Origin of the sequence: Martinezella lusitana (genome assembly GCF_016901135.1) — a bacterium.
Classification (GTDB): Bacteria; Pseudomonadota; Alphaproteobacteria; order Rhizobiales; family Rhizobiaceae; genus Rhizobium; species Rhizobium lusitanum_D.
The window spans coordinates 412,505-433,881 of record NZ_JAFEVL010000030.1; the positions used below are offsets into that span (position 1 = coordinate 412,505).

Consider the following 21,377-nt stretch of genomic DNA (forward strand, 5'->3'; position numbering starts at 1 on the left):
TTCCCGTGTGTTATTTTACTTTTCTACCAGCATCGCAACGGTGCGGATAATCGTTCAATTGGCATATTCGTCGGCGACGACTACCGATTTCGGATAGGTATACTCATTGAACATCGCGCCCTTCTTAGTCGGAAAGCCATGCTGAAAATGGCGGGAACAAGCGCTAGGCTCTTGAGGAGAATGCCGATTTCCCTGGGGAGTGAGAGTTATGGCCAAGGTGGGGTTACGTGAATGGTTGGCGCTGGCGCCGGTATTTGCCTCTGGGAAGCTCGCGCGTTACAGCGACGAGACCGGTGGCCCGCTCGGACGCTTTGAAGCTGATTTCTGCGCCAAGTTCGGTGTGCGCCATGCGCTGACGATGAGCAGCGGCACGGGAGCCTTGATTTCGGCGCTGATCGCCGCCGGCGTCGGCCCTGGCGACGAAGTGCTGGTGCCGGCCTATACCTGGATTGCTACGGCCGCCGCCCCATTGGCGGCCGGCGCGGTCCCTATCCTGGTCGATGTTGACCAGACGCTGACCATGGATCCGGCCGATATTCTTCGAAAAATCACCCCCCAGACACGCGCGATCATTCCTGTCCATATGTCGAACATGGTTTGCAACATGGACGCCATCATGCGCATTGCCCGCGAACACAATCTGGCTGTTATCGAGGATGCCTGCCAGGCTGTGGGATTGCGCTACAAGACCAAGCGGGTCGGCACGATCGGCGATTTCGGTGCGTTCAGCTTCAATCAGTTCAAGAATATAAATTGCGGCGAGGGCGGCGCCGTCGTTACCAACGATACGCGCCTGTTTGCGCGCGCGCGGATGTATCACGACATCGGCTCGATGTTTCGCGGCCATCTCGACAATGCCAATGAGCCTCCCATGCTCGGCGTGAATTTCAAGGCGAGCCAGATCCAGGGCGCCATGCTGAACGTACAATTGAAACGGCTTGACCCGATGATCGCGCGCATGCGCGAGCGTTACGACGTCATGAGTGAAATTCTTTCGAAGAACAAACGGCTGCGCATTGGCCCGCATAATGACATCGGCAACGCTGCCGGGCTGCACGTCATTTTTGAAACGTCTGACGATGCCAAGCAATTTGCCGAGGAAAACAAGCGTGGCGTCTATCGCCTCTATGATTCCAGCCGTCACGTCTACACCAACTGGCAGCCGGTCTTGCAGCAGCGCACCGGCCACCCCGCGATGAATCCCTTTCTCTGGACGGACCGCAGGATCGAATACACGCCCGAATCCTGCGCGCAAACGCTGGATATCTTGAAGCGCACTTGTCGCATCAGCCTCGGCGAGAACTACCCCGTGGCCCTGGTCGCCTACATGGCTCGGCGCATGGCGAAATCGACGCCACCGACCGCTGGCAGCCTCTTCTATGCAACGACCTAGGGACCTAGCATGGAGTTCATCGGCCCCGATACGATCGACGTCTGGACCTGGAGCTTGGACGTGCCGACGCCTGCGCTTGGTGCCTGCACTGTGCTGCTGTCCGTCGATGAATGCGCGAGAGCCATGCACTTCGCCCGTGAACGCGACAAACGGCGTTTTGTCGCCGCAAGGGCGCAACTGCGTTCCGTGCTGGGGCGATATCTCGGGCTTTCGCCGCAGTCGATATGCTTCACCTATGGCGATTATGGGAAGCCGTACCTTACCATCGACGGTGCCCCGCCCTTCTACTTCAATCTCAGTCACAGCGCCGATCTTGCGGTCCTTGCCATATCCGATTGCTACGAACTCGGCGTCGATATAGAGGAGATCCGCTTCCTGAAGGAGGACATCGCAAGGCGCTTCTTTTCGCACAAGGAATATCAGACCCTGCGAGCCCTGCCGGCGGCAACTTACCTTGATGGCTTTTATCGCTGCTGGACGCGCAAGGAGGCATTCGTCAAGGCACATGGAAGCGGATTGTCGCTACCGCTCGATAGCTTCGACGTCACGTTCGACGGGTTGGGCGAGCCAAGACTGGAGCGGCTGGAAGGCGATCCGGATGCGCCATCGAACTGGAGCATCCTGGAGCTTGAGACGCCGGTCAATTTTGCCGGTGCCGTCGTTGCCTCGACAAAGGGGCATCCCGTCCACCTGCGCTATCGAGGCGCGGACGTGTAGCTAGGTGCCTAATCTGGCGTCGAGAATGTAACGGCCGTTTGTTGCATCGAAATGATGGCAGCCGTGCAATCCGGGTTTGAATCCGGGGGTGATCGTGCGAATGCAGCGCTCGCGATAGTCGTCGAGCGTAAGCTCTTCAATTTCCATGATGTTGAGCCCGTAGCCGTAAACGCCGTTTGCATTGCGCTGCGACGGCCGCAAGAGCCTGCCGTCGTGTTCGAAGATGCGCCCCGCACCTCGCGCCTCGGTGCTACCGATAACGACGGGATTGTGTTTATGCGGTTCGATGCGCGTCAGTTCGGGACCGTCGACCTCGAACACATAGAGCTCGCTGCAGTGGTCCTCATAGGCATGATAATCCGAGAGGTTGGTGAACAGCCACCATTTGCCGTCATGCCGCGTCAGGACGCTATCGGCAGGCGATTGTCCCTCGAGAGCGGTAGCATGAAGTTCCCATTTCAGCGGGAATTGGCTGCAGCGCCAAACCTCGAGACGCCGAGCCTGATGGGTTTCCGGTATCATGAAGATCTGATCACCGTCGCGGAACACGCAGGGATAGGAAAGATGATACGGGCGTTCCAGCGCCACGCCGACCTGTTCGACTGTATCACCGTTGAAGCGGCCGACGGCGATATGCGCCTTGCGGTCGCCGCGTGCATAGGCCTCGTAGAACAGATAGCACTCGCCTTCATGCTGGAACAGGAACGGATCGGCTTTGATGCTGCTCTCGGACGGAGGGATTTCGATCGCCTGGCTTGGATCGAAATCGCCGATGTGCCCGCGACCCGTATAAAGTGTCCAGATAGCGGAATCGGAACGAAGTCGAGCCTTGATAGTTCTGAATGCTCTGGCCGAGACCGAACCTGTCAAAATACGGGCGTAGCGAAGAAGATCGCTGAATGATGGGGCGGGAACAACAGGCTGTCCGTAGACGCGAGGCAGGTCGAACTGCCGGGTATCGGCCAGGCGCGTGAGCTCACGCAGCAGGAGCGTTACACCTCGCTCGCGCACGACGGCACTGCCCCTGGCGGCGCTGAGCTTGATGTTGAATGCCGCTCTGGCGATCTCGACCCTGGCGGCTTCGCTGCCGTATTTCGCATAAAGCAGCAGGTTGGTTGTCGGAGCTTTGGCGAGAATGTCGGCATAACCGAACCAGTCTGTATCTGCGGACCGCTGGTCGGAAAAATTGAAGGCCCATTCACCAAAAGGCAATAGGCGGATCGCGTCATCGGGCATGCCTTCCGGCGTCGTGCGTATGACGAGATCGAGGTTCAGACGCCGCAGGAATGCCGGCGTCATGTTGCCGCCGGCGCCATCCTGATTGGCGACGGCGTCGTAGCAATCTATGAAATGGCGGCTGGTATCGAAGTGCTTCGAGACATAAGCTGGCTGTCTGGCGAAGGCTTTCGCCTCCAGCCACGCACCCCACGACAATAGTCGTGAGGTCTTGTGCTCATTGAACGCGCAATGATGGATGAGCACCGCCGCGAGTTCCAAACGCGGATCGGCAAGGATCCGGTCGAGAACCATGAGTTCCCAGTTCTCGAATGCGCGCCCGTGCGCAATGAGAACGCCAATCCTCAATGGCTTGGTCACATTCATAATTGTGTTTCCTTGCGTGGCCTCGCCCGTTGCCGCCGAAACTGCTGACATCTACTTGCCGATGAGTTTTTGAGAGAAGATCGATGCCAGATCGCGAATACCGTTGCTGGTAAGCGAATCCTCATGCCAGCCATCGATATCGACGACCCTGGTGTCTGCCGCGACGGCCTCGCCCCAGCCAAACAGCAACTTGCGAGCCCGGGGATGGTTGGCGCGGCTGCGCAACAGGATCACGCTGGGGTCCCTGACTTGTGCCGGTTTGTAGCGGCGTGCTGCTATCACCAGTAATTTGGTGACATCGTCGTTGGCCTGCTCCTCAGGGGAATATTCGCCTGCCTTGACGCCAAACAGCTTCAGAAGAGCGAGAGAGATCGCGAACTCCTTAAGATAGTCGATCAGCCGAACGCGTCCCAGCAACAGTTTCTTGGTGAAATAGGCAAGGCGCTTGCTCCGCCGCTCCCGACCCCAACGTTTCTGCTCCCGTTTCGGCAGCGAAGCGAAATAGCCCGGCGCCCATGCATCGATCATTGCGGTAAAGCCGACCTCGATGCCCTTTTCGCGTAACTGCCGACTTACTTCCATCGCGACGATGCCGTTGACGCAGAGGCCGACGATTGCGACAGGCCCGGCGCTCGCGTCGATTTGCATGGTGTCTATCGCATGGCGTGCGATATCTTCGATCGGGAGATCGGCCAGGCCGCTTTCGAGATCCGCATGAAACATGTTGACGTTGTGGACCGATACCGTAGCCGGCAATTCATTGGCCAAACGGTAATAGAGAAACGGATGGTTGAGCGTATAAACCGCCGCTGTCCCCGTACCCTGCTTGCAGGTGACTAACTCCCACGGGTTCGCGGCTTTTTCGCGGGACGCCTGCGCTTCCCCGCGGTCGAAGATCGCTGCAGCAAAGCCAGCAAACGTCGGCTTTTTGAATAGAAGTTCCAGTGTCGCCGGAGCGTTGAACGTAGTTCGGACTGCCGAAAGAAGCCGTAGCGCCAGAAGCGAATGACCGCCGAGCGCGAAGAAATCATCTTCCGGTCGTATCTGCTGAACTTGTAGGAGGTCTCTCCAGAGAGCAGCAAGCGTCTCCATTTGTGTATCGGTTGACGGGCTGCTTGCGACGGAGCCGCCGAGCGGCGCATCCTCGACGGGGGTCGCCGTTTGCCGCTCAGGCGCAATGAGCGAAGAAAGCGGCGCCTCTGGGTGTTCGAGAGCAATTTCATAAGCTTGCCGCCACAACTGTAAGAGGCTTTCTATCGTGTCGACCTCGAAGAGATCGGCGTTGTACTCGATCGACATGCGCCAGCCGGTCGGTCGGCCGATCATGATGAAACTGAGATCGTAGATGACGCCGGGCGATTGCGAGGCCGAGCTGATCAGCTCGAAGCCGCCGTAGCGACGATCCTCCAGAAACGCTTTCTGAAGATTGAAATTCACCGAGATCAGCGGATTGCGGGCGGGATCACGGACAGGGTTGATCAGTTCGACCAGCTTGTTGAACGGCATGCGCTGATGGTTCAAAACCCCCTCGACCGTTGCGCTGACCGCGTGGATATGCTCGGCGAAGGAAACATCGGAAGCAAAATCGAAGCGCAGCACCAGATTGTTGATGAAGACGCCGATCAGATCTTCCAGATCACTGTGCTCGCGGCCGGCGACCTGCGAACCGAACAGGACGGTCGGGGCTTGCGTCAACCGATGCAGGACGGCGCTGACGATGGCCGCGCCGTAACTGTACTGCGAAACACGGTGCGCGCGGGCAGCGGCATCCATGCGCTCGCTAAAGGCGACAGGCTGCGCGATCGACAGGATATTGCCGTGACTGGTCTTGACGTGGCCGCGCGGGCGATCGGGAGCGACTTCGAAATAGGGCGCGTCCTTCATCGTCTCTCGCCAGAAGGCCTTCTCCGTCTCGAAGCCGTAGCCTTGCAGATACTCCTGCTGCCAGAGCGCGTAGTCGCCATACTGCAACGGCAGCTCGGGCAATACCGGCTGCCTACCAGCATCAATCGCCGCCGCGATTTCACCGACCTCCCGCCCGAGGACCCGGATCGACCAGCCGTCGAAGCAGCTCTGATGAGCTGTTATGAGCAAGACACCGCGCTCGTTTTCCACCATCAGCAAGGTGACGCGAAACAAGCCGGGCGCGCTGAGGTCAAACGGCGCTTGCGCCGTCTCCTCGCCGATTGACAGGATTCTTGCCTGGCGCTGCTCGGGCGCCATGCCTCGAAGATCGATCACCGACATCTTGAAATTGATCTCGCTGACTGCCTGCTGGAAGGGATGGCCATTCCGTTCGACGAAGCGAGTTCTGAGAATCTCGTGGCGCTGAACCACCTTGCGGAAAGCCGCCTCAAGAGTTGACGCTTTGAAGGCGCCGCGGATTTCCCAGCGAACCGCGACATTGAGTGCGGGATTGCCGGGGCTAAGCTGGTCGATAATCCAGCAACGCAATTGCGTCTGCGTGCACGGAAACTCGCCGATGATTTGCGGTTCGGTAAGCGAACTGCCAGGGCTGTTGTCAAAGATGCTCATAGTGCTGTCCCCAGGCTGCGGCGTGCGCCGTTACGAAAATCTCGCAAGGATGGAACGTGGAGCTGAATGGGATCGGGTGCAGCCTCTTCCAAACTGTCGGCAAAGGCCGCCAGCGCCGCAATCGATGGATGGCGAAGCAGGTGCTTTGCCTCCAGCGGCAGGCCATCGTCGCGCATCCGGGCAGCGATGCGGAAGATGGTAAGTGAATCCGCACCCAGTGCGTAGAGATTGTCATCCGCGCCGATGTCGCCGATATCAAGCACATCTTGCCAGATCGTCAGCAACCGCTGTTCCATCTCGGTTTTTGGCTGAGCCTTGGTCTGGGCCACTTCACGCTGCGGCAAGCCGCGCTGTTGCAGCGTCTTGCGGTCGAGCTTGCCGTTGGCGGTATGAGGCAGCTCGCTTTCCGTCACCCAGAAGGCCGGAACCATATGAGCCGGGAGGTTGGACTTCACATGGGCAGCGATATCGGCGGAGGAGGTGTCCTTGCCGTTGGCGGCCGGCACGACATAGCAGACGAGCGAGCGGTCACCTTTCTGGTTTTCGGCCAGGACAACGGCGCATTGGCGCACGCCTTCCGCTTTCGCGACGACGGCTTCTATATCGCCGAGTTCGATGCGGAAGCCACGCAGCTTGATTTGCTGGTCGCGCCGGCCAAGCAATTGTAGGGATCCATCGGCAAGACGCCTGCCGATATCACCGGTCTTATACAGCCGCTTCGGCTTGCCGACGGCAAAGCAATGCGGAACGAAGGCCTTTTCGGTAAGATCAAGGCGATCGAAATAGCCTTCCGCCAGTCCATCGCCGCCAATATGCAGCTCGCCGATGACGCCGATCGGCGCAACGCTATGGCTCCGATCGAGAATGTAGAGCTGCGTATTGGCAATCGGGTGGCCAATGGTGATCGGTTGATCCGCATCCGTGATGCGCTGCAACGATGACCAGATCGTCGTTTCCGTCGGGCCATACATGTTCCACAGCTGATCGCCGATCGCCAACAGCGATCTCGCCAATTCCCGCGGCAAGGGTTCTCCGCCGCAGAGCATTTTCAGCGTCTTCCGCTCCTTGAGACCGGCCTCCACCAGCATCTGCCAAAGCGTTGGCGTCGCCTGCAAGACCGTAGCGTCATGCTCTTCGATGAGCTTCACCAGTGCGAAGCCGTCTTGAACCTGGTTGCGATCGGCGATGACGACCTTTCCTCCCGATATCAGCGGCAGGTAGAGTTCCAACCCGGCAATGTCGAAAGAGATCGTCGTCACCGCAATGAGTGTGTCGTCGGCGCTAAAGCCGGGTTCCCTGGCCATGGAGAGAAGGAAGTTGGTGAGCGCCCGATGGGAGACCTCGACCCCCTTCGGCATGCCGGTGGAGCCGGAGGTGAAGATGACGTAGGCCGGACCCGACGTGTCGAAGGATAAGGTCTTCAAGGGCGCGCCGGTCATCGAGCCGATCGACTTGGCATCCTTGTCAAGGCGGATGACGGGGGTATTCGCAGCGACCAGTCGAGCCATGTCGTCGCTGTCGCAAATCAGGCCGCCGATGCGGGCGACATCCAGCGTCTGACGCAGGCGCGCCTCGGGATGGGCCGGGTCCATCGGCACATAGACATGCCCTGCCTTCATAACAGCGAGAAGGGCGACGATCATGTTTAGCGACCGTTCGACCAGAAGCGCAACACGCCGGCCGGGCTCCGGAATTGCCATCTGCAGGTAAAGGGCGAGCTGGTTCGAGCGGGCCTCGAGTTCTGCGTAGGTCATTGCCTGGCCGTCATGCTGAACGGCGATGGCATTCGGGCTTTCGGCGGCCCTTCTGGCGAAGAGCGAGAACATGAACTGATCGTGATCGTAGGACACCGCCGTATGATTGAGGTCATCGATCAGCCAGGATTGCTCCTGTGCCGTCAGCAGCGGCAGTTCGCAGACCTTCCGATCCATGTCCTTTGCCAGAGCCGCGGCCAGCGTCGAAAAATGGCCGATCCACCGTTCAACGGTGGTCCGATCGAAAACGTCGGCGTTGAAGTCGACATCGATGCGAATGTGATCGGCAGCCTCGATCATGTTGAAGAACAGGTCGAAGTTGGAGAAGGCCTTGGCATTCGGCTCCATCTTCGGCGTGAGGTTGCCGAAGGCCGATCCGCCGGCGATACGCTCCAGATTGAACTGGATTTCGGTGAGCGGCAGGCGCCGCGAGTCGCGTTTTACGTCAAGCCGGCGCACCAGCGTGCCGTAGGTGTAGTCCTGATGTTCAAATGCCTGGAAAACCAGCTGTTGCGTTGCTTTCAGATGAGCCGTGAAGGGCTCTGCCTCTGCCACGGCCTGACGCAGCGGCAGAAGGTTGACGCAATGGCCGACAAGGATCTGACCGTCGAGCAGGCTTTGCCCGGCCGAAGGGATCGCGATCACGATATCGTCCTGACCGGACAGGCCCGAGATCATCACCTGCAGTGTGGCGAGCAGGGTGGAAAACAGCGTTGCACCGGATTTCGCGCCTCTCTTCTTCAGAGCCTTGTAGACATCGGCGTCGATGTAGCCCGTGCAGGTTCCGCCGGCGAAACTCCGATATTCCGGACGAGGCCGGTCAAGCGGCAAGTCGGGCAGATCCGGAACCGTCTTGAATTGATCGAGCCAGAACTGTTCGGTGACCCCAGATTTTTCCGGTCTGGGGGCGAGATCTGTCGAGTAGGTGGCGAAGGATAGAGCCGGTTGGAACTGCGGCGCGGCTCCTGCCTGGTAGGCGCCATAGGCGGTCGAGAGTTCATCGACGAAAGTATTGATCGACCAGCCGTCGCAGATGATGTGATGGGCGGTGAAGACCAGCACATGCTTGTCGGCCGCAAGCTTGACGATGCAGGCACGCGCCAGCGGGCCGTTGATCAGATCGAAGGGTGTATGCGCCTCGTCATCGATGAGCTCGGCCAGGCCCGCCTGGTCGACGCCATCCAGGCACGGCGGATCGAGCTTGAAATCCGGAATGAACTGGAAGCGCTCGCCGCTCCGATCGAAGCGGATATGAAGCGCATCATGGCGGGCAACGATTGTGTCGAAGGCCTTGCGGAATGCATTCTCGTCGAAAGCACCTTCGAGCGTCAATGAGAAGGACTCGTTGAACGAACAGGATGCCTCATCGCCTGCCTGGGCAGCCAGCCAGATCTCCGTCTGCGCCTCCGTCAGCGGTGCGGATTGAGGCCGCGAGACGGGTGCTGGAACCGCTGCCCGGATCTGCTCCGGAGGAGCGATGTGCTCTTGGATGGGCGTGAAGATCCCGACTGCTTGCATGGCGTCGAGACTGTCGCGGAAGGCCTTGGCAATCGCGCGGAAATCTTCCTCGCTATGCGCTGTTGTCAGGAAGCAGGGATAGCCGTCCTGGATATGGACGCCGTTGAGGCGCATCTGGGCATAGAACAGCGCCCCGAGCGCATCCTGGCTGGAGAAGTCGGTGGCGAACCAGCTCTTGTAGCCATGAACGACATCGGCAATGCCGCGCCGGGCAAGATCGGCCCTGATCTCTGCCACCAACGCTTCCGTCCAATCGACGACCCGACCGTAAAGGGCTGATCCTTCGCCTTTGATGTGATGCAGGACGGCGTGGGCGGCTGCGAGCGTCAATGGATGACGCACGAAGGTGCCGGCGAAGAAGGTCGGAGCGGTCATGGGGACGGACTCGTCGCCATAAGCCCAGTAGCCTCCATCGAGCGCATCCATGAAGCGTGGGCTTCCGACCAGTACGCCTATCGGCATTCCGCCGCCGACAACCTTGCCATAGGTCGCCATGTCGCCCTTGATCCCCCAGATCTTCTGCATGCCGCCGGGGTCGACGCGGAAGCCGGTGACGACTTCATCGAAGACCAGGGCAAATGCGGATTTGGTGGCGATATCGCGCAGCTCGAGGACGAATTCCCGCGGCTGCAATTCCGGATGGCGGCTCTGGATCGGTTCGATGATGACGGCGGCAATCTCGTCGGCATTGGCGCGGATGAAATCGAGGCTTTCCGGCGCGCCATAGCGCAGCACGGTCATATTGGAAACGGACGCCATCGGGATGCCGGAGGCGACCGGCAAGGCAATCGGCTTGTCGGATCGGTTTCGGCCCTTGACCAGCACTTCGTCGAACTGGCCGTGATAGTCGTTGGCGAAGACCACGACACGGTCACGACCGGTGACGGCGCGGGCAAGCCGCATGGCAGCCATGACAGCCTCAGAGCCGGTGTTGCAGAAAGTGACGCGCTCATGGCCCGTGACCTCGGCGATCATCTTCGCCACCTCGCCGGCCAGCGGCGTCTGTGGGCCGATGGCAAAGCCGCGGTCGGCCTGATCCTTGATGGCATCGATCACGAAATCGGGCGCATGACCGAAAGCCGTCTGCCCGAAGCCATTGACCAGATCGACATATTTGTTGCCGTCGACATCCCAGATGTAAGCGCCTTTCGAATGCTCGCAGACGATCGGGAACACCATCTCCTTCCAGTCCGCCCGGAAGCCCGAAGCCGAGCGTGGATCGGCCAGGTAGCTGCGATGTTCCTGCGTGAAGGTCTTCGATTTGGCGTTCTTGGCTTCATAGGCCGCCGTCAGGTCGGCAATGAAGGCCTGTTTGGGCGCGGAGATCTCCGCTGCCAGGCTCTTTGCGTTTGGGCGATACAGCTTGATGCGTTCGGTGCCGAAATCGCTTTCGACGGTAGCGGCAGGGGCGCGCTCGACAGGCACGGGTGGTGCCGCCTGTGGGCTCACAGCTACCGGCTCGGGCACGGGGGCCGCAACGGGTTGAGAACCGCCCTGCATGGATTGCAGCATCAGCAATTGTTGCGCGAACAGGGATTGCGCCATCTGGAGCTGCGATTGCATCACCGTGGCAAGATCCGACACCGCGCCCGGCATCGCCTGTATTGGAACGGCGGCGATCGCTGTTGGTATCGGCAGTTGTGCAGGCATTGGTACAGCTGATGCCGGTACAACTGCGACAGGTGTCGCGACCATCGGCGGTTCAGGCACCTTTACCGCATCCGGTGGCATCTGCTCGTCAAGATAGAGCGCCAGATCCGCGACCGAGGGTATCGCGCTGAGCAGCTCCCGGAAAGAAACTTTGATCTTGTAGTCTTTCTCGATTCGTTGCGCGAATTGTCCGACGAAGAGTGAATCGAAGCCGAGCTCCAGGAATGTCACCGCCCGCTCATCCGGACCGAGCGTCTCTCCCGACATGTCGCTGAGCAGGGTCAAGAGGCTGGTTTCCAATGTGAGAACGCGGTTAGAAGCGGAGATTGGTGCTGCGACATTCATTGATTTGTTCTCCTCGGCGAGGTTGACGTCTGAGGCGACGGGGATGGTGATGGAGGGATTGGTTGGCATGGCGCTGATCTGCTGTGCCGACGCCCGTCGTGCCGATTCGGGGGCGTCGATCCAATGGCGCTGGCGTTGGAAAGGATAGGTTGGCAAGACCAGTCGCTGCTTGGCGGCGATCGGGAGGGCTGGCCAGACGACCGAACAGCCGGCCATCCAGAGCTTGCCATGCGCTTCGGCGAGCGTTTCGGCCGCAGCGGAAGCGCGGTCATGTTCGGGCAGTGATTGCACCACCGCCGCCAAATCGTCACGCGCGATCGTCTGCGCGGCAAAAACGGAAAGCGTGCGCCCTGGGCCTACTTCAAGAAGGATTGGCTTGCGGTCACGACACAGCGTCGCCAGACCATCGGCGAAGCGAACGGTGTCGCGGCAATGCATGGCCCAGTAGTCGGGCGAGGTTCCTAGTTCCCCTGTCTGCCAGTTGCCGGTGACACAAGAGATGAAGGGCATGGTGGCGGTGCCATAGGTGACCTTCTCCGTTTCCTGACGCAGTGCCTCGGCGGCGTCGTTCATCATCGCCGAATGAAAGGCATGCGATGTGTGCAGGCGGCTGAAGGCGATACTGGCGGATTCGAGTTCGCTGCAGACCCTATCGATATCGGTAAACGGCCCCGAGATGACGCAGAGTTTCGGCGCATTGATCGCGGCGATTTCGACCTCGCCCCGCAAGTATGAGCTGGTCGTTTCGACATCCGCACGAACCGAGACCATGGCTCCCTGCGGCTGATGCTGCATCAGGCGCCCACGATTGGCGACCAGCCGCAAGCCGTCTTCGAACGAGATGACGTTGGCAAGCGTGGCGGCGACAAATTCGCCGACGCTATGGCCGATCATGGCGTAGGGCTTCACGCCGCGGCTGAGCCATAGCCGCGCCAGCGCATATTCGACGAGATAGAGGCAGGGTTGGGCGATGCGCGTCTCGCGCTGCTCATCGGTGATCGCCTGGGTTACCGGCCCGGTATGGCAGATGTAGTCGCGCAGATCGAGCCCGAGCGTCATCTTCAGAAGCTCGGCGCCACGATCGATCCAGCGGGTGAATTCGGGTTCCGACCTATAAAGGCCAGCACCCATACCGACATATTGTGCGCCCTGCCCTGGAAACATAAAGGCGACGGGCGGTTCGTCCGCTGCAATGAAGGACTGATAATTCTCCGTTGTCAGCCGACCGATAGCGTCTTCGACACTGCTGGCGGAGATGGCGAGGCGATGACTGAATTCGCGTCGCCCTTCCTGAAGCGTATGGGCCAGCTGCATCACGGAAATTTTCGGGTTCTTGGCGAGGTGATCGCCAAGAGTGGCGCGCATCGTCGCAAGCGCGGGCTTGCTGCGCGCAGAGAGCGGCAGAATATATCGTCTTCCAAGCTCTTCGGCCTGAAGGCGCCTGCGCGGCGGCTCTTCGAGGACAACATGGACATTCGTGCCGCCCACGCCGAAAGAGCTGACGCCGGCCCTTCGGGGACCTTGCCCCTGTGGCCAGTCGATCATTGCCGTCGGGATGTAGAAGGGGCTGTGGTCGAGATCGATGTGCGGATTGGGTTGCTTGTAGTTGGCCATCGGCGGGATCTTGGCGGAGCCCAGCGCCAGCGCCGCCTTGATGAGGCCGGTGACGCCGGCGGCGGCGTCCATATGGCCGATATTGCCCTTGATCGAGCCAAGCGCACAACTTGCCGCCGCCAGCGGATCCTGTGCATAGGCCCTCATCAGCCCGTTGAATTCGATGGGGTCGCCAAGCGGTGTCGCAGTGCCGTGACATTCGACATAGCCGATCGTCGAAGGCTCGACGGCGGCATTGGCGAGTGCTGCCGCGATTGCCTCGGCCTGCCCCTCGACGCTCGGCGCAACGAAGCCGACCTTGTCGCTGCCGTCATTGTTGATGCCATAGCCGCGAATGACCGCATAGATATGGTCGCCATCGCGAAGTGCATCTTCCTGACGCTTCAAAAGAACGACGCCGGCTCCGCTTGCAAAGACCGTTCCGGCGGCATTCACGTCGAAAGGTCGGCATGTTCCATCCGGAGAGGCCATGCCGCCTTCCTGGTACATGTAGCCTCGCTTTTGCGGATTGGTGATCGAGACCCCACCGGCGAGCGCCATGTCGCAGCTATAGGTGAGCAGATTCTGGCAGGCCTGCGACACGGCCAGAAGCGAGGTCGAGCAGGCCGACTGTACTGTGAAAGCGGGGCCGCGAAGATCGAGCTTATAGGCAACGCGCGTCGCCAACGTATCGTTGAGAGCGCCGACAAGCTCATGGAAGCAGCCGATTTGGTAATTGGAGGTGAATTCCTCCGCTTTGGCGCGGTCACGCAGAACGTTGTTGATCAGATAAGTGGGCATGGAGCATCCGGCAAAGACGCCGATCATGCCGTTGTAGCGGTGCGCATCGTATCCGCCGTTTTCGAGCGCTTCCCAGCAGATTTCCAGGAAGATCCGATGTTGCGGATCGGTGACCGCCGCCTCCCGCGGAAACATGCCGAAGAACTCCGCATCGAACATGCCGACATCAGGAAGATGAGGTCTTGCCGCAACATAGTTCGGCTGCGACCGCTCTTCGTCGGTGAAGGCGTCTTCGATCTCGTCCGGCGAGAAGTGCGAAAAGACGTCCCGTCCTTCGCAAACCAATTGCCACAGCTCGTCCACCGAAGGCGCGCCGGGGAAGCGACCGGACATGCCGATGATGGCTATGTGCCCGGAAACCTGCCCGCTCAGGTCCTCACTGTCCACGAAATCAGGCTCTTCGTCCTGGCCATTGTGATTTCCCTTCATGAGGAGCTCCTGCGGAACTGGGAGATTGCCTTTTGCTGAAGTGCAGCGCGCTGAGCGGCAGCCGCTGCTCGCATCGGGTCCGGGGCCTTGCCGTCCAGGTGACGCGCCAATTCCCGGATCGTCGGATGGCGGAACAGCGCGACCACGTCGACGGGATGGTCGAGCTCGGTTTCCAGGCCGGCGTGGATCTCCATGAGCTGAAGGGAGGTTCCGCCGAGGTCGAAGAAGTTCCTGTCGATTTCAACTCTGTCGAGGCCCAACGCGTCCTGCCACAGCGTTGTCAGCAGCTCCTCCGTCCGGCTTTTGGCAATTGCGCCCATTGGCGTCGCGATGGGTTCGATTGCCGGCGGAGTAAGCTTGGAGCGATCGACCTTGCCGGCGGGCGTCAATGGCAAAGCGTCGACGATGACGGCGGCGCTCGGGATCATGTAGGCCGGAAGTACCGCGCGCAGCGCCGCCATGACGCTTGGCACCAGATCGGGACCCGCGCCGGCGCGATCCTCTTTCGGGCACAGATAAGCGACAATCCGTTTCAGGCTTGGACCCTGCTCGTGACAAAGAACAATGCCGTCTGCAAGGCGCGGATCGCGTCTCAGCGCCGCCTCGATCTCGTCCAGTTCGATGCGCTTGCCATTGATCTTGACTTGGCGGTCGCGTCGACCCTTGAAGGCAACCGTGCCGTCAGCCTGCAGGAACGCGATGTCACCGGTCAGATAGTAGCGGATCCTGCCGTTTTTCGTGTCGATCGTCACGAACTTCTCGGCCGTCAATTCGGGCCGCTTGAAATAGCCGATCGCCAGACCGTCGCCCGATATCGCCAACTGACCTTCGATCCCCCGGCCAACCTCGCGCAATTCCTCGTTGAGGACGGCGATACCGGTATGCGCGATCGCCTTGCCGATCGGCAGCTCCTTCTCGGAGAAGTTCGGAAGCACCTGGAATGCGGTCGCAAAGACGGTCGTCTCCGTCGGGCCATAGGCATTGGTGAGCTTGCAGCCGGGATGACGCTCAAGAAAGCGCCGGGCATGAACCGCCGATCCGACGTCGCCGCCGAACAGAACATGACGAAGCTTCGGTAGAGGTCCGCGGGCATGATCGGCAAACACGTTGAACAGCCCGGTCGTCAGGAAGGTGATGCTGACGCCGGTCGCCCGCATGAAATCGCACAGCCGGGCGACGGAGAAGCTGGTGTCCGGCATGATTGCCAAGGTGGAGCCGTTGAGCAGGGCTCCCCAGATTTCGAAGGTCGCGGCGTCGAAAGCGATGGTGGCGGTGTGAAGAACGACGTCTTCAGGCCGAAAGTCGACATAGGTCTGATCGAGCACGACCCGCGCAATGCTGCGGTGGGAGATCATCGTGCCTTTCGGCCGGCCGGTCGAACCGGACGTGTACATGACATAGGCGAGATCGTCGCCGCTCACCTTGACGGCCGGTGCGGGAGCATGGGCGCGATTTGCCATCTCCGTGATGATGGCGCCGGCCTCGATAACCCTTGCGGTCATGCTTGGAACGGAGCCGAGCTTTTCGCCTTGAGCTGAATCAGTAAAAATGACCTTCGGCTGGCATTCGCCGATAACATGGTCGAGATGCTCGATTGGAAAGGCGGGATCGAGAGGCAGGTAGGCGCCTCCGGCCTTGAGAATGGCCAGCTTGCAAATGGTGGCGTTGAGGCTGCGTGGAAGGAACAGGCCAACGATATCTGCCTTCCGGACGCCGAGCTTTATAAGATACATCGCGAGCGCGTCGGAAAGCCGATCGAGATCGCGGTAGCTCACCGTGGTGTCGCCGAAAACCAGGGCCGTTGCCTGCGGCGCGGCCTCGGCCTGGGCGTGCACCATGTCGTGAAGGCAGCGGTTGCGATCGTAGTGCATGCCTGCAGCACCATCTGCATTTTTCTGAGACTCGCGATCGATCATCACTGCCCTCCGGGTTGTCTTGCGGCCGGCGCTGGCACGACATGCGTGCCTCATCGCCATCCGCAGAATTTCACGCTGCCGGAAAATCACCAGTTGATCATTGGGATGACCATTGCCACCCACAAAAGTCTTAAGCCTTAGGCGAAGTAGCTATTTCGTCGAAAGAGATCGAAGGAGCGGTTGCAACCTGACCGAAAGCATTATGGACGGTGCCGGCAAGAGGAACACGCCAATTGCTGGCGGGACGTGGATGTTGCCGCGGCGTGGAGCGCACGCGGGCCAGGGGACGATTTGAGGTGGGATATTGTTGCGGCGACAGCTACTTGAACTGGTAGGCCCTGACATAGTCGACGAACATGAAGGAAGGATCGGAGGCAACCATCCTCGTCACTCCCTCGACAATGCCTAGATCGACGAGCATATACATGGGCTGGCGATGTTCCGGCAGGACCTTGGTTTTCCAGACCAGCGCGCCGTCGAAATACATGCGCATGAAGTCGGAATCAATCTTCACGCCGTAGCTGTGCATATCCGAGGGGCTTGCTGCTCCAAAGACCTTGATACGGGCATAGTCGGAATCGTGCCGGCCGTCCTTGTGCCAGACGTGAACGGTCGATGAGTAAGCGCCCGGCTTGTCGCCATAATATTCGATGACATCGATTTCAGCGGTGGATTTCGAGCGATCCTTGCCGATCAGCCAGAAGGCTGGCCAGACGCCCGGGCCGTCAGGCAAGCGGGCACGCATTTCGAAGTAGCCATATTGCTGAGAAAAGCCATTGCCCTTGCTATCGACAGAGGCAAGCAAGCCCGAGCGCCAGGCGCCCTTGCCATCGCGCGCCGCGGTAATGCGCAACATGCCGTCTTCGACCGTAAAGGGAAAGTCGCCGTTCGGATCGGAGAAGCGCGCGCCGCCAAAGTCACCATTCCAGGGCGTATGGGCAATCCAGCGAGTGCCCGGCCCCCAAGCAGAAACGCTCAGGTTGTCGAAATTGTCCTCGAATGTCAGCGTCATAGCGCCAAGGTCGAGCCCATCTCCGGTATCACCGGCATGTGCGGCCGGAATACCTGCGATTGCAACAAATGCCGCGGCGAGCCCGGCACGGAGAAATGCGCGGCGGTCGTTCGAGTATGGCCAAATGTGTCTGCGCGAGGTGTGATCCATGTTGCCAGCATGAACGGCGCAATTCATCTGGCATAGAACGTTTTTCGGCTAATGCGTCCACCAAAAGGCTTAGGCATGGCGGAAATACAGCTGCATACCGGCATGATAGCTTGTGGCGACAATGAAAAGGAAACTCGGAGTCGCAACCTATGAATTTAATGGGACTGGTGACATTGATCGTTGGCATTGCGATGCTGGCCGCACCTGTGCGGTGGTCGTTCATTGTCATGATGCTGTCGACGGTCTTCGGTGCGGCCGCGGCCTTTAGCGTGCCGGGCCTCGGCGGCGCATCGGTTCTGGTGCCGAGCCTCTTTCTATTATTTTTCACGGCACGGTTGTTCATGGCGCATGGCGAAGGACCGTTCTTCGCGGCTCTGGCACCTCCGCGTCCGGGCTTCCTCCTGCTGCTTTTGACCGCCTTTGGCCTGGCAACGGCGATTTTCTTTCCGCGCCTGTTTCAGGGCGTGACGCAGACCATGACGGTCGAACGGTCAATTGGCGCACATAATCTCATTGCGCTGGTGCCGCTGAAATTCTCGTCGAACAATATTACCCAGTCCGTCTATGCGGTGGGGGGCCTCATCTGCTTCGCCGCGACCTTCGGCTTCTTCCGAAGCAACGGCACCCCCGGGATCCTGATCAACGGCATTTTGGTTGTGGCGAGCGTCAACCTCGGCTTCGCGCTTGCCGATATCGTCACCCATTTCACGCACACCGATTTTCTTCTCGGCTTCGTTCGAACGGCCAATTACGCTCTCTTGACCGACGCCGAAAAGGGCGGTCTCAAGCGGATTTCAGGGACGTTTCCCGAAGCTTCCGCTTTTGCGGACTTCACGCTTGTCCTCTTTGCAATGACAACCAGCCTGTGGCTGAGTGGTATCCGCTCCGCCACGACGGGCATTGTCGCCGGGCTATTGCTTGCAGCGCTGATCCTTTCGACGTCGGCGACGGCGCTGGTTGGGCTCGCTGTCTTGCTGCCGATCCTTTGTTTGCAATCCTTTCTGGCTTCTCGTCACGAACCGGGTGCGGGGCGACCTGTCATGATTGTGTCGATTCTGGCGGGGATGCCGCTCGCTGTATTCTTTGTTCTGATCGTCATGCCCGATCTTGCTCACAACCTGCATGATTTTCTCGACGAAATGCTGTTCTCAAAGGCCGACAGCCAGTCCGGGCGCGAGCGCTTCATGTGGAATGCCATGGCCTACCAGGCATTCCTCGACACGAGTGGCTTCGGCGCCGGCCTCGGCAGCGCCCGGGCGTCGAGTTTCGGCCTCGTGCTCCTATCCAATGTCGGGGTCATCGGCACGCTGATCTTTGCGACCTTCGTCGCGCTGCTGATGGCAGCCGACACGCGATCCAGACATTCACCTTCCCGCAAGGTTTCCGCGGTTGTGCGCGCGGCCAAAGCCGGGCTCATAACCGTCCTGATTTCGGCGGCAACCTCCGGCACGGTCTATGATCTCGGATTGATGTTCTACATCCTGGCGGGCGGCATTTCCGCCCTGACGGCCACAACAAGCCAAATGAGTGTCGCGCGCAAGCCGCAGTTCGATGCTGTCGGAGAACTGCAATGAAGATTGTTGTATTCAACGTCAAATATAGCGAAAATCTGGGCGACGGGCTCTTGGCGGAATGCGTCGAGACTGCGCTGAGGAATAGGTCAGACCATATAGAAGTCGAGACGATCGATCTTGCAGGACGACAGGATTACGGTACAGGCCGCGGCGGACAACGCCGATATGTGCTCAAGCTGCTGCAGCGGCTACCTGTCTTCGCGCGGCAACGGTTGGTTCGCTTCATGCTGGAGCGGAAGTTGCGCAAACTTCATGACCAATGGGACGCCAAGATTGCCGCAGCGGATGCGGTGGTGATCGGTGGCGGTAACCTGTTCCAGGATGACGATCTCAATTTTCCATTGAAAGTCGGCAAAGTCCTTGACTGCGTCTCTCGCCACAATCGGCCACTGGCGATCTACGCGGTGGGCGTCAGCGAGCGCTGGTCGAGGCAAGCGTATCATCTCTTCGCTCGACTGAAACAGGCTCAGCTCGTCCATCTTTCCGTGCGTGATGGCTTCGCCCAAGATAATTGGCGCGAGCATTTTCCTGACGGGCCAGCCGTCAAGATCGTTCGCGATCCGGGATTGCTGGTCCATGCATTTTCCGACCTTGAACGTCATATGCCATCGTCAGGGCTCCAACCGACGGTCGGCCTATGCGTGACGGATCCCACGATCCTGCAGCGACACGCCAGCCGGAACATGTCGAAAATCCCATTCTGCAATATTGGAAATTATCGGGATCTGATCGGACTACTTCTTGATGATGGCTATCGGGTGATCTTGTTCTGTAATGGCGCCAGAGAAGATCAAGTCTTTGCCGAACAGATTCGGAATTCGGTTTCGATGCATCGTGTCATCGGCGCCGGCATGTTGGATCTCGCTGAACGCCCGCGGGTTCCAGATGACTTGGTCCGGATACTTCATTCGACCGACGTTATTCTGGCGCACAGGCTGCATGCTTGTATCGCCGCCTATGCTCTTAGGATTCCGCATGTCGGCTTGGGCTGGGACGGGAAGGTCGAAGGCTTCTTCAATTCGGTGGGGCGAGAGGCCTATTTCGTCGGCGACGCAGCATTATCCCCCCCTCATATCGCTTGGCTGTTGAAAGCTGCGGAGTCCGAGGGAATCGAATCGCTTCGCCATCGCGCCACTGTAGCCGAAGCCGAGGCCGGAATCACGAACATGCGCCGACATCTGATCGGGGACGACTTGCGGGCCATGCATAAAGTATAACCATGGCAGCAGCATGTAATACTATAATGTGCGTTTCTCTGTTCGGATTTTTTTAGTTCACCATTCGTTTCTATTCTTTATCGTAAATGTATTTCACATACTTATAATGGCGTAGCGCGATCATGATTGTAGATCGATTTCAATCAAAGACACATCTAAATTTGTATGATATAAAATTGCAGCAGATAGCGAGATTTATATTTGCGAATGGTCTTTTTGAACGTTCAGAATATGCTTTCGGTTTGAGGGGCCGATATCATGGCAGCGCAGATCTCGATCGATCATATACAGAGTTTGGGCGGCGTTCCGCGTGCCTTTGCTGCTGGTAACATCATCTGCGATTATGACAGCGATGCGCCACGCCTCCTCTTTGTCCAGGAGGGATGGGCAGCTTCCAGCAAGATGATGCCGAATGGCACGCGCATCGTCACCGAATTCGTATTGCGCGGCGACATGGTCTCGACGCCGCTGACCGTACTCTCACGCGAGACGGTACAGGCGATCACCAATGTCACTGTCATAGTCTTTCCGGACTTCACATCGCTTCCGAAGATAGAAGCGCCCGCCTCTTTCTATCGCGTTGTCCTCACGGAATTGATGCGACGCCAGGCCCGCATGTCCGAAGGGCTTGCCAACATCGGCCGGCGCGATGCGATGGAGAGAACCGGCTATCTTTTACTCGAGTTGGCGACCCGGATTGGTGCCTCACGGCAGCATCGGAATTCCGACGGCTTCGACTGCCCATTGACGCAAGCCGACATCGGCGACGCTGTCGGTCTATCGACCGTACATATAAACCGCGTGCTCAGGGACCTGCGCGAGGCGGGTCTTCTCTCGTTCCGCAACGGCGTCGTTGCGTTTCTCGATCGTCAACGCCTCATGGAACTCGTTGATTTTGATGAGTCCTATTTTGATAAGCGTGTGATTTGAGCAAGTCGGCCAAGATTATTGTTGTATTCGAGTTGTAAGAATTCGTGACCTTAATATTCCTAGATTTTATTAACATATGTTAATGCGCGCAAAAATATATTAAGTAGTATTTTGTAATAAGATAAACCTAGATTGAGGGGAACAATATGAAGCAAGAAGCAATGTCGAAATTTAGACCAGGGCTTTGCTATCCAAAGAATAGAAGTATTCGGGCGATCACAAGAAGAATAAGGGCCACACT

General features: G+C 59.0%; 10 protein-coding genes. 5 read left to right on the top strand and 5 right to left on the bottom strand.

Annotated features, from left to right (window positions below; genetic code table 11):
* The first annotated feature begins 208 nt into the window (after window positions 1-208).
* Both JTP94_RS13055 and JTP94_RS13060 read left to right on the top strand, forming a co-directional pair.
* Complete coding sequence (locus JTP94_RS13055; RefSeq protein WP_204850906.1) at window positions 209-1,393, top strand: DegT/DnrJ/EryC1/StrS aminotransferase family protein; 1,185 nt, start codon at window positions 209-211, stop codon at window positions 1,391-1,393.
* A 9-nt stretch (window positions 1,394-1,402) separates the two neighbouring features.
* Entirely contained in the window at window positions 1,403-2,110 is a 708-nt protein-coding gene (locus JTP94_RS13060) for a 4'-phosphopantetheinyl transferase superfamily protein (RefSeq protein ID WP_204850907.1), read from the top strand.
* Here JTP94_RS13060 and JTP94_RS13065 read toward each other — a convergent pair whose 3' ends face one another.
* The 5 genes from JTP94_RS13065 to JTP94_RS13085 form a co-directional block, all read right to left on the bottom strand.
* Window positions 2,111-3,712, bottom strand: coding sequence for a hypothetical protein (locus JTP94_RS13065; RefSeq protein WP_204850908.1), 1,602 nt, complete (start codon window positions 3,710-3,712; stop codon window positions 2,111-2,113).
* A 51-nt stretch (window positions 3,713-3,763) separates the two neighbouring features.
* Window positions 3,764-6,247 carry a condensation domain-containing protein gene (locus JTP94_RS13070; RefSeq protein ID WP_204850909.1) on the bottom strand — a complete coding sequence of 828 codons (2,484 nt, stop codon included), beginning with the start codon at window positions 6,245-6,247 and terminating at the stop codon, window positions 3,764-3,766.
* A complete protein-coding gene (locus tag JTP94_RS13075) occupies window positions 6,244-14,337 on the bottom strand; it encodes a non-ribosomal peptide synthetase/type I polyketide synthase (RefSeq protein WP_204850910.1) in 8,094 nt (2,697 codons plus the stop codon). The genes JTP94_RS13070 and JTP94_RS13075 overlap by 4 nt, the downstream gene beginning before the upstream one ends.
* Window positions 14,334-16,253 carry a non-ribosomal peptide synthetase gene (locus tag JTP94_RS13080; protein WP_204850911.1) on the bottom strand — a complete coding sequence of 640 codons (1,920 nt, stop codon included), beginning with the start codon at window positions 16,251-16,253 and terminating at the stop codon, window positions 14,334-14,336. Before JTP94_RS13080 ends, JTP94_RS13075 begins: the two co-directional genes overlap by 4 nt.
* 319 nt (window positions 16,254-16,572) lie before the next feature.
* Entirely contained in the window at window positions 16,573-17,265 is a 693-nt protein-coding gene (locus JTP94_RS13085; protein ID WP_246754866.1) for a glycoside hydrolase family 16 protein, read from the bottom strand.
* Window positions 17,266-17,564: 299 nt separating this feature from the next.
* Between JTP94_RS13085 and JTP94_RS13090 the strand changes: the two genes are divergently transcribed.
* The 3 genes from JTP94_RS13090 (at window position 17,565) to JTP94_RS13100 (ending at window position 21,136) form a co-directional block, all read left to right on the top strand.
* The gene (locus JTP94_RS13090) at window positions 17,565-18,989 is read left to right on the top strand and encodes a hypothetical protein (protein ID WP_204850913.1); all 1,425 of its coding nucleotides are present in this window, start codon (window positions 17,565-17,567) and stop codon (window positions 18,987-18,989) included.
* On the top strand, window positions 18,986-20,206 hold the full coding sequence (locus JTP94_RS13095; protein ID WP_246754868.1) for a polysaccharide pyruvyl transferase family protein: 1,221 nt from the start codon (window positions 18,986-18,988) through the stop codon (window positions 20,204-20,206). The genes JTP94_RS13090 and JTP94_RS13095 overlap by 4 nt, the downstream gene beginning before the upstream one ends.
* Window positions 20,207-20,464: 258 nt before the next feature.
* Window positions 20,465-21,136 (top strand): Crp/Fnr family transcriptional regulator, encoded by a 672-nt coding sequence (locus tag JTP94_RS13100; RefSeq protein WP_204850915.1) that lies wholly within the window; start codon window positions 20,465-20,467, stop codon window positions 21,134-21,136.
* Window positions 21,137-21,377: the final 241 nt, after the last annotated feature.